The organism is Pseudomonadales bacterium, assembly GCA_041395945.1.
Classification (GTDB): Bacteria; Pseudomonadota; Gammaproteobacteria; order Pseudomonadales; family Azotimanducaceae; genus SZUA-309.
Genome location: JAWKZN010000003.1, coordinates 442,332 through 452,646, shown reverse-complemented (window position 1 = coordinate 452,646; position 10,315 = coordinate 442,332). Strand labels below are relative to the sequence as shown.

General features: G+C 51.5%; 10 protein-coding genes. All 10 read right to left on the bottom strand.

What is annotated here, in order from left to right:
* On the bottom strand, positions 1–186 hold a 186-nt coding region (locus R3E82_23305), incomplete at its 3' end, for a hypothetical protein (protein MEZ5553823.1).
* Positions 187–676: 490 nt separating this feature from the next.
* Positions 677–1,048 carry a VOC family protein gene (locus R3E82_23300; protein MEZ5553822.1) on the bottom strand — a complete coding sequence of 124 codons (372 nt, stop codon included), beginning with the start codon at positions 1,046–1,048 and terminating at the stop codon, positions 677–679.
* Positions 1,049–1,711: 663 nt separating this feature from the next.
* The gene (locus R3E82_23295) at positions 1,712–2,269 is read right to left on the bottom strand and encodes a hypothetical protein (GenBank protein MEZ5553821.1); all 558 of its coding nucleotides are present in this window, start codon (positions 2,267–2,269) and stop codon (positions 1,712–1,714) included.
* Between the two features lie 154 nt (positions 2,270–2,423).
* Complete coding sequence (locus tag R3E82_23290) at positions 2,424–2,831, bottom strand: hypothetical protein (GenBank protein ID MEZ5553820.1); 408 nt, start codon at positions 2,829–2,831, stop codon at positions 2,424–2,426.
* Between the two features lie 724 nt (positions 2,832–3,555).
* On the bottom strand, positions 3,556–3,927 hold the full coding sequence (locus tag R3E82_23285; protein MEZ5553819.1) for a hypothetical protein: 372 nt from the start codon (positions 3,925–3,927) through the stop codon (positions 3,556–3,558).
* 202 nt (positions 3,928–4,129) lie between these two features.
* Entirely contained in the window at positions 4,130–4,597 is a 468-nt protein-coding gene (locus R3E82_23280; GenBank protein ID MEZ5553818.1) for a hypothetical protein, read from the bottom strand.
* Positions 4,598–4,751: 154 nt separating this feature from the next.
* Positions 4,752–5,156 (bottom strand): hypothetical protein, encoded by a 405-nt coding sequence (locus R3E82_23275; protein MEZ5553817.1) that lies wholly within the window; start codon positions 5,154–5,156, stop codon positions 4,752–4,754.
* Positions 5,157–5,354: 198 nt separating this feature from the next.
* A complete protein-coding gene (locus R3E82_23270) occupies positions 5,355–6,029 on the bottom strand; it encodes a hypothetical protein (GenBank protein ID MEZ5553816.1) in 675 nt (224 codons plus the stop codon).
* A gap of 218 nt (positions 6,030–6,247) precedes the next feature.
* Positions 6,248–6,649, bottom strand: a complete 402-nt coding sequence (locus R3E82_23265) for a hypothetical protein (GenBank protein MEZ5553815.1) — start codon at positions 6,647–6,649, stop codon at positions 6,248–6,250.
* Between the two features lie 139 nt (positions 6,650–6,788).
* A complete protein-coding gene (locus R3E82_23260) occupies positions 6,789–7,316 on the bottom strand; it encodes a L,D-transpeptidase family protein (protein MEZ5553814.1) in 528 nt (175 codons plus the stop codon).
* Between the last annotated feature and the right edge of the window lie 2,999 nt (positions 7,317–10,315).

The window sequence follows — 10,315 nt, the reverse complement described above, 5'->3', positions numbered from 1 at the left end:
AGATAAGCGGCACTTGAGGGCGGCCGACTGGAGCGGCAGCGAAAGGAGGTCGCGGTCAAGCGTCCGCTTCATCTCCTGGTTAGGCGTCAGCTGTTGCACTTCATATGTGAACCCAAACGCCATTTTCGCCTCCTGCTTAGCTGCAAAACAGACGCGAACCTTTGCATCATGTTGGCTCCTCTTCATAGATCGATACTCCGAATCTCACGTCACGAGCCCTCAGATACCCCGTGAGGCTTTCCAGCTGCGTCTGAGTTTCTCGGTCAATTTGGCCACCCGGGAGTAAAACGTTTACAAAATGCTCTTTAGAGAAATCACACGCTTCGAGGACCGTCGGAGAGGAACTCGAGCCCATTGGTTCAAGAGACACACCAGACCCGCTCACGTAGACGTCGATCCATATTTGATGAGATCTACATTCCGTGTCTTTGCATACTAGATCTCTTTCAACGCGCCCGCACTCCCTGGCAAAGGCTTGATGCGCGATGCCTATACCAATGACGGCAACTACGAATATCGGTAGTGCTTTGCGCATGACGCCTAACGCCGAGATAAGCGGCGCTTGAGGGCGGCCGACTGGAGCGATAGCGAAAGGAGGTCGCGGTCAAGCGTCCGATTCATCTCCTGGTTAGACGTCAGTTGTTCCGCTTCAAATGTGAATCTAAACGTCAACAGACTATTTCGCTTCAGTTTTATGACAAACCACCTCAACGTTATGTCCATCCGGATCGGTGACGAAAGCCGCATAGTAGTTTGCGTGGTACTGCACGCGAAGACCAGGAGCACCATTGTCCATGCCGCCCGCAGCCAAAGCTGCGCAATGGAATGCATCGACTTGCTGGCGATTTTCGGCTGTAAACGCCAAGTGGAGATGCGCTGGCTTCTCGTCGGTTTGGAACATGCACAGTGACGTCTTACCATCGGAGCTAATCTCGATGCCGTGCGGCCCTTCCTGAACAATAGCTACGCCAAGCGGCTCGAGCGCCTTCAGGAAGAACGCCTTGCTTCTTTCATAATCGCTCACTCCGAATACAACGTGGTCAAACATTAGCTTTCCGGATTTTCGTGATTCTGAGTGACGTCTAACGCCGAGCTAAGCGACGCTTGACGGCAGCCGACTGGAGCGGCAGCGAAAGGAGGTTGCAGTCAAGCGTTCGCTTCAGCTCCTGGTTAGACGTCAATTGAGATAGTGCTTCCATAAACCTTCTTCACTGGCAATCCATCTATGTCTATCCCTTCGAGACAGCGCACGTTTATCGCCCAACCATCGAATCGCTCTATACCCTGGTCAAGCTCAGCTCCTGTGGGATCGCTAGGACGTCGGAAAGGAAGGATTCCACAGGTTGGACAAAAATAATCTCTGGCAGTGCCGGAACCCCACTGATAAAGAGCAAGGTCCTCCCAGGAAGAGAGGAGCACGAGCGCTTCTCGGGGCACTCTAAAATTAAGGGCACCGCGTTTACTGCAGATCGAGCAATCACAAGATCGAACGTGATCAATTTCAGCTTCAACGCGAAACTTGATCTTCCCACAGTGGCAGCTCCCCGAATATGTCCTCATGACGTCTAACGCCGAGATAAGCGGCGCTTGACGGCGGCCGACTGAAGCGGCAGCGAAAGGAGGTCGCAGTCAAGCGTCCGATTCATCTCCTGGTTAGGCGTCAGTTGGTTCACTTTCTCCCTATACCTCGTGTTGCATTTCAAACGCGAATCTAAGCGTCATCTCCTCTACCACCAATCACCTGAATTCTAGACTTCCGCATTGCCCGATAGAAATCGTTTCGCTCGCCTCCAATACGACTACCGAGCTCTTGAAGATCTTGATGGCTCATAGCCATCCTATTCTGGATGATTTTGGCGTGTTCCTCGTAGGTTTGGCGTGAAGTTGAAATCACATCAAGGGCTGCTTTGTTGTCGAGAATGTGTAAGCGAGCGACAACCTCAGATCGCGCACCCGCGTGAAGATTAAGTTTGTTCCACGCATCATAGACGGATGTCCAGTCTGTCCCATCCCGCTCCTCTATTTTAGTCCCCTGCTTTTTCAGCACTTCGAACCATAACTCAAAATACTTAGACATCGTTTCGACGATTTGATCGATGGATTCAAGATCGCGGTCCACCAGTCGAGTTCTCAAGTCGTGGGAGCGACTTGCTTCGCCTAACTTGATATCGCGACGATAGGCGAAAGCGGCTGTGGCGATAGCGATGATAGAGGGAATCCCGATCTTGATAAGATCGGAAACGACTGTTGGCGTAATGATCTCGCTCATGACGCCTAACGCCGCAATAAGCGGCGCTTGAGGGCGGCCGACTGGAGCGGCAGCGAAAGGAGGTCGCGGTCAAGCGTCCGTTTCATTGCCTGGTTAGACGTCACTTCGATACCCCGTTTCGATTGCATTTCAATTGTGAACCAAAGCGCCGCAATCACTTCTCATTCGCCTGGTGCTTCCAGCCGTCTGAAAGCTTAATCGGGGAGACATTGCTCAGGAATGCATTCATAGCTGCATTAACCTCGTCCGATATTGAAACAAAGTTCCAGGGCTTAGTCTCTGGTGTTACTGCAAGCCGAGCATAGGTCAGATGTGCGATCTCTTTGCCGGCTCTCTTTTTCGCCGCTTGAAGGTTTGCTGAAAAGTCGGGACGAACCGATAACCAAGTATCAGCGGTAGTAAAAAAATCGTGCGCCACGACGTCGTCACCTCGCGGTGAATCGTTGAACAGAAAATCAATCAGGCCCCTCAGATGCACCACAAACGATTCCAGCAATGCATTCCTGATCCAGTCTGGGGCAGTCATCCCAGAAGCCATCGCCCTTGTTACGGCGTTGAGCATCTGGTACTCGTACAGGAGGTGTTCAGATACACATCTAAGCTCCTGATCGGTTCGGTCTGCTCGCGGCATAGCTAATGACGTCTAACGCCGAGATAAGCGGCGCTTGACGGCGGCCGACTGGAGCGGCAGCGAAAGGAGGTCGCGGTCAAGCGTCCGATTCATCTCCTGGTTAGGCGTCAGCTGTTGCACTTCAAACGTAATTCTAGACGTCATCTCTTGAACCGTTTCCAGTCACTAGGAACTGAATCGAGAATTGTATCCAAATCTGCAAGATGTTCTTGCTCAAGGTGAAAAAGCAAACTGGTCAAGGAAAAGAACCGATCCCGGGCACCGCTGTACTCTCTAGCAGCTTCGCAGAGCACGCAAACATAGGTCGATTGATGGTCAGGGAGGACGTTGGTTTTGTAGTGGCGTTTCATTCGGTCAGTCAACGTCGTCATGCCATCGTACCACCCACGACACAGATGATTACCACGCCGATCAGTTTCAAAGAAAACCTTACTGCCGTGATTGCAACTCCAGTAGTGAACTTGCGCACCGCAATAGGGACAATCCTGCGGGTGGCTTTCAACCGTATAACATCCGGGGCCGTGGCTGGGGCTACCCATGACGCCTAACGCCGAGCTAAGCGACGCTTGACGGCAACCGACTGGAGCGGCAGCGAAAGGAGGTTGCAGTCAAACGTTCGCTTCAGCTCCTGGTTAGACGTCATCTTCTAAACTCCTCAATCAGTCGACCTCACAGCCGAATTGATACTGGCAAAGAGTCCTAGCAACGACGAAACAAATGCCACTCCGATTAACGTGGTAAGGAGCTTAATCTCAATATTGCTAGACGCTGGATTGCTTAGATCAACCAACTTCCCGAAAAAGCTTCCATAGAGCATACCTGCAGCTGCTGCAAATGCTGCAGAGAAAGCACAGCGCCTTGCCACACTTGGCCGGCCCATCAGATATGCCGTTAGCAACAATGGCACACCAATGAAAAAGTCATCCAAAACGAAGAGTAGGTTTCTTCCTTGGCCCCAACTGCGAACAAGCTCACCGACCATCAGAGACGATCCAAGTAATGCAGCCCAAATTCTCCAGAAGGTCACGGCATATCTCCTGCACTGTTAATCTTCGCGATGATGACGTCTAACGCCGAGATAAGCGGCGCTTGAGGGCGGCCGACTGGAGCGGTAGCGAAAGGAGGTCGCGGTCAAGCGTCCGATTCATCTCCTTGTTAGGCGTCAGTCGGCTCACCTACCTTCTATCCTCTCTGTTGCACTTCAATTGTGTATCTAAGCGACCCCGACTTTACGATGAGACATAGGCAGCGAACAAGAGATCGACAACCCGCTTCGAGCTGCCGTTGATCGTGCCGAAGTAGATCTCATGCGAGTCCTTCATCACACGGATGTTGCTACATTCATAACAGATAAGAAAGTCGAAGGTAGATCCTGCGGCTTTAATCGTTACAGCATGTCTTGGAATGAAGCACAGACTGATACCTGGCAGTGGGTTTGCGATCTCGTTGTGAAGCAGTGATACCAGGCGTGCGACTTCAACGGGCTTCTCCATGGTGCCGGTACCTAGCATTTCAAAGCCATGGAAATTCGGTGGCTCTGCATGAATTCCGGAAAGCTTAGTGAGTGAGGCTTGGGCTGTTTCAGCGATCTCGAGCCAAAACGTGTTCGGGAAGGTTTCTGAGACGTCGGTGCCTGATAGTGCGTATCCAGAAAGGAGGATCGAGAGGAGCGCTGGCAGGGTACGGAGGGTGGACATGGTGCGTGACGCCTAACGCCGAGATAAGCGGCGCTTGACGGCGGCCGACTGGAGCGGCAGCGAAAGGAGGTCGCGGTCAAGCGTCCGATTCATCTCCTGGTTAGACGTCAGTCCTAACACTTCGAATTGGATCCTAAGCGTCATGTTTCAACACTCATCTTTTCAGTTGTTGGAGGATCAACAAGGCTGTCCGCTCCATCGTTTCCAATTTCACATCAGCATTCTCTAGGAAATCTGAGTCGAACTGCTCAGGATCGGCCCAATGCCTGCCCTTGATGTCGCATTTCTTTGCCAGTGTGTCTAACCCCAGATCGGTCAGCCTAAAGCTCAGATTTGTCCATATCATGGAGAGCTGGTTTTCTGCTCCGTAGTTACGCTTTCCGTTGTTTTGAAGTTCTCTCATGTACACAGCCGTACTTCTTGAAGCCTGGACAACCTCTCGAACCGCCGCGATGGACTCCGCCTTTCGTTTGTCCGAAGCTCTACTTAGGTTTCGAATCCATGCTGCGGTATGTTTCAGCAGATCCCAAAGGGAAATCGAGGTGACTATCTCAGGCATGATTCAATGGTGCTCGACTGGCTGCATGACGTCTAACGCCGAGCTAAGCGACGCTTGACGGCAGCCGACTGGAGCGGCAGCGAAAGGAGGCTGCAGTCAAGCGTTCGCTTCAGCTCCTGGTTAGACGTCACCGCTAATCCTTTTTTTCGTTGGGCGACTTTTGAATTTAAACAACACGACGTCAGGTTGCTAGCCAACCTATTCATCGACGCAACTTTGTTCTGGTGTTCTAAAATTGATTCCACCTCCTTGCAAACTCACTGTTGGCCATGCGCTCTGCGTATCCCAGCCTTGGCTGGGATACTCTCTAATCAAGGACTGCTCATCATCCATAGAAAAGACACGTGTGGAAGATTCCCACTTGTTTCGCAGCTTTCGAGCATTGATCAAGCTCATTACCGGGCCGTTACGCTGCTGCGTGACTGCCAACCAATAGCCATAGCAATCTGAAGGGTGAAAATTGTTTAGAACACTCGTTACCGTTTCTGGACCAAACACACTACGCTGTACGTACTGCATACGCTTCGCGAATTCTCTAGGGTCTCTAGTACGCATCCCGGTAAATTTTCGAACATCGTATATCTCAACGTACACGTCATAGACGGGATACTCCTCACCATCTTGCCTCATAATGAACTTGGATGAAGATTCATCAAGGTCTTCGAAAGTCAAATACACATAACTATCACCACCGAGCACCTGCTTCTCAAATGTATGTTGTTCGGATACTGCTCGTACGCTCTGAGCCATCGTAGCTACAGACGCGATAATGATCATTGCCTTGTATCGCATCGGCAGCCTGTCTTGTACGGCCGAATAGATCGCAACAACAAGCGTGAGGGAAGTCGCGATGATACCCAATAGCATGGTCATACTCTGCTTCCTCAGGTGGTGATGTTCTACAAGACTGCCATTCGCTGAAACTCCAAATACCGCATCGTCAGGAATATCGAACAACTTACCGTGACGTCTAACGCCGAGCTAAGCGGCGCTTGACGGCAACCGACTGGAGCGGCAGCGAAAGGAGGTTGCAGTCAAGCGTTCGCTTCAGCTCCTGGTTAGGCGTCAATCGCTGTACTGCAAATACATTCCTAGGCATCACTTTGTATTCCAGTGAGAATCGTCGTTCCGCAGTATGCGCCAATCATGAAAAGCACAATGGAACAGACGACCAGGAATAGTGAAATCCAAAGCCAAATCACGTGATGCCCAAGACCCGATTCTTTCGCTCCCAATGCCGATTCGTTGTAGAGGCGTAGTTGAGTTACGTATGCCGTGACGTGGGCGAATCCCGACAACGCAATTCCCACAATGAAAAGAACCATCGGTACTTTCAACGACGGTACGGATACCCCTCGTCCTACCACGTCTCCGATTAAGGCTAATAGCGCGATGGACGCACCACCATTTACAAGAGCCCCAAACTTAAGGCCGGTCTGCGAAAGCTGGATTAGCCCTTTGTATGTTTCTTCTGAATGCCATTCGGTTCTCATCGATGACGCCTAACGCCGGCGATCAGCTGCGCCGGAAAGGGGCGCACAAATTGCGGAAGCAATTTGTGTGAAGCTTTTCGGCGTCAGCTGCATCGCCATTGTTAGGCGGCGAATCCCCGGTGCATTGCTCTCCATGACGCTACGGTACGATCTCAATTGGCGTTCCGGGTTCGACCAAGTTCCAAATTTCATCCATCTCGGCATTCGTAACTGCAATACAGCCATCTGTCCAGTTGAACTTCTGCGTTAGCCAGGCAAGCCAGCCGAGGCCGTTCCGTTGACCATGAATCATGATCGCTCCACCAGGATCATGACCTTGGTGAGTGGCTCGGTCGCGGTCTGCTTCATTGGGATACGATATGTGGATGGCCTTGTAGAAGGCGCTGTCGGCCTTCTTGTAGTCTAAAACGTACCACCCCTCTGGTGTACGTTCGTCGCCCTCCCTCTGCTTGTGACCCGTTGGATTCGCGCCGAATGCTACTCGGTAAGACCGAAAGGCTTCTCCGTCTCTCAGCAGATACATGCGTGCTTCGGATTTCACTACACGTACCTGATCCGCGTTAGGCGGCTGCGAGTAGACCATCCCGATGGGTGATAGGCCCAGCGCCAGCCACCACAGCAGATTTCGAACGGTTCTAAACCTGAGGAAGTACCAGGTGCCGCGCATGAGCCGCCTAACGCCGAGCTAAGCGACGCTTGACTGCAGCCGACTGGAGCGGCAGCGAAAGGAGGTTGCAGTCAAGCGTGCCGCTTCAGCTCCTGGTTAGACGTCCAGTCCTCTAGACTCGGCTGTCATATTCAACAAGATCTGGATTTTCTCGCAATTCTACGCCACGCCAACTCCAGGAGGTCTTTAAACTTACGTTCTTCGACCGTAGGACGAATCAATACTGCTGGGTACCCCTTGTAGTGATCGGTGATATAGAACGACGTGTCTTAAGAATCAGTTCCTGCTGCTCCTCAACGGTGTTGATCAGCAGGACAATTGCATCCTCTTTGTCGGTGCATCCGCAGCATCAGACGCTTCCCGACTTTAATAGCCGGTGTTCCATATGATGTGCTCACCCTCAGTTCCTGGGAGCAACTTGGTCATTTTCTCTATGCGACTGAAAGTGATCATCTCTTACTGACGTCTAACGCCGCGATAAGCGGCCGACCGACCTGGCGGCTTTTCGCAAGCAGAAAAAGATGACAGTTAGGAGGTCCGATTCATCGCCTTGTTAGGCGTCACATCTGTTTCCTCGGACGTAGAAGCCTACCAATAGCACCGAGAGCAATTGCCGCTAGGAAGGGTATCGTCACGCCGGCTCCAAGGTAAGCCACCATCATCAACGTCATGGCTCCGCCATCTCCATCCCTCAAAGGCGATTGTTAGCACGATCATGTAAATCGCTATCCACGTAGCTCCGGCAATACCATAGAGAACCAGATATGAAAAGTGGGAGTACCCACTGTTGTAAGTGTGTAGAAAGGTAATGTTAGCACCACGGCGACCAGCGAACTGAAAAAGATCAACATGTCCGGCAACATCTCAGTCCGAGAAACGAAAAGCATCAGTTGAGATGCAAGCCCCCAGAAGATACCAATCGCAGCAATGCCGTCACGGGTAATGCTCGGTGTTGTGATCCATGAGACAGCTGGCTGGTTCGTTGAGCCGCGACGCCCTAACGCCAAAGATAAGCGACGACGAAATGCGGCGCGACTTTTGCGCATGCAAAAGGCGTGACGCATTTTGGCGCTTCGCTTCATCTGATGGTTAGACGTCGGCCTTTCAACACGATTCATATGGAGGCGAAGCGACGGATATTGAATGGCGAAGATAGCCCCGAACGAAGACTGAGCGCAAGGAGGGTGCCTTCAATCGGAGAAGGCAAGCATGGAAGGCTCTGGTTAGATTCCTGGATCCCCCTTTTCCAACGCGGTGGGGAACTGAGACTTGCGCCTGCCACCTTGGATCAGGCTCAATCGAGCTGAACAACTCGCTGAAAGTGAAATAACCCGCGATATTCGAAGCCAGCACCGGGACGAAGGAAGCTGATCTTCCATCAGAAGGTAGTGATTACTCGCGAACAAAGTGAAATTTCTTCTGTAGTGAACGCTGACGTCTAACGCCGAGCTAAGCGACGCTTGACGGCAGCCGACTGGAGCGGCAGCGAAAGGAGGTTGCAGTCAAGCGTTCGCTTCAGCTCCTGGTTAGACGTCACTTCGTTACCTCCTCTTTGGCGCGCAAATAATTGAGCACATCATCAGTCACCGGCCAAACAGTGCGGGAACAAGATTCAAATCTCGGCCGAGGGTATCGATGTCGATGATCCGCTGGTGATATTTCATCCGTAGGATCAATAGCAAGATCGAGCTTTCTAAAACACACAATGTAAAAATGGCCAATCTCGAACTCGGGGCCACAGCCTCCCAGGATAGATCGTTGGGACCGTTATAGATTGGCATAGCCAGTCGGATATCTCTCCCGGGGAGTCCCCTTTGTATACCTCCACGACTTTCGTCAGCACCCTGGAAGCTGGCAGGCTCCCCAATCCTCGGTTCTTCGTCAATTGGGAATGCTCTAGTAACAACACCCAGAAGAAAACTTCGGAGTACTCATCATACTGCTCCTCTACAGTTGGTCTCGGTACGCAAGAGCACGCCTCCGATGTACCTGCAAAGGAAGAGTGCGGATAGCGAAAGCACTCCAATGATCGTACAGCGCATGCGGTGACGTCTAACGCCAAAGATCAGCGACGACAGGGAGAGGGGATTTTTGCGCAAGCAAAAGCATGACGCTCCCTTGGCGTTCGCTGCATCTTTTGTTAGACGTCAGTCGCTGTGCCTTCAATATGTATTCAAGCGGCGTTCTCGCGAGCCCTCGAAATCGCCTCATGCAAAGTATGTAAAACAAACCGAACTGTTGGAATGTGTATTTCGAGTCTGTCCTTTTCATAAATGTAACGCCACTTCGTTCGAATGCTTCATTCAGCATCGCAATGCTGGCGGTCAAATCAGGAACATCGTCACTAAAATGTTGGCGCACGGCCAAAGCAGACTCGTCAATCAAACCTTTTATGTTCCGGTGACAGTTTGGCATAGAGGTCAGTTAGCTTATGCCCGCGAACTGAATGCCCCTCCAGGTCATGGAGAGTTTTTTTATATAGAGTTCAGCTGCGAATGAGGAATTCACCACAAATGGTGTAGCCGCAGGGCCATAGAATGGAGATCTCTCACCAAATGTTTCTTGTATATGCTGATCGCCGTTTCGGCAAATGAGTTTGCATGCCCAAACATCTGGTCATTCCTGGATATCTGTTTCCAAAGGTTACGGTCTTTCAGATACCTTCTAACTGATTGAATGTCATCATCTTGGAATACCCGTGGACTCATACTCCCCGACAACAATTCCATTTAGAACGATCTTTTTCTTCAAGGATTGGTGATTCCAATCATGACGTCTAACGCCGAGATAAGCGGCGCTTGAGGGGCGGCCGACTGGAGCGGTAGCGAAGAGGAGGTCGCGGTCAAGCGTTCGCTTCAGCTCCTGGTTAGACGTCAGCAGCTTGCCTTTCTGATTCGCGTACTCGCGAAGAGCACGATTGACCGCCTCTGGAATCGGGGAACAGCTTTGTGAAGATCCGGATCGATGAGAACAACGTTTGTTCCCTCTCGATATTTCGA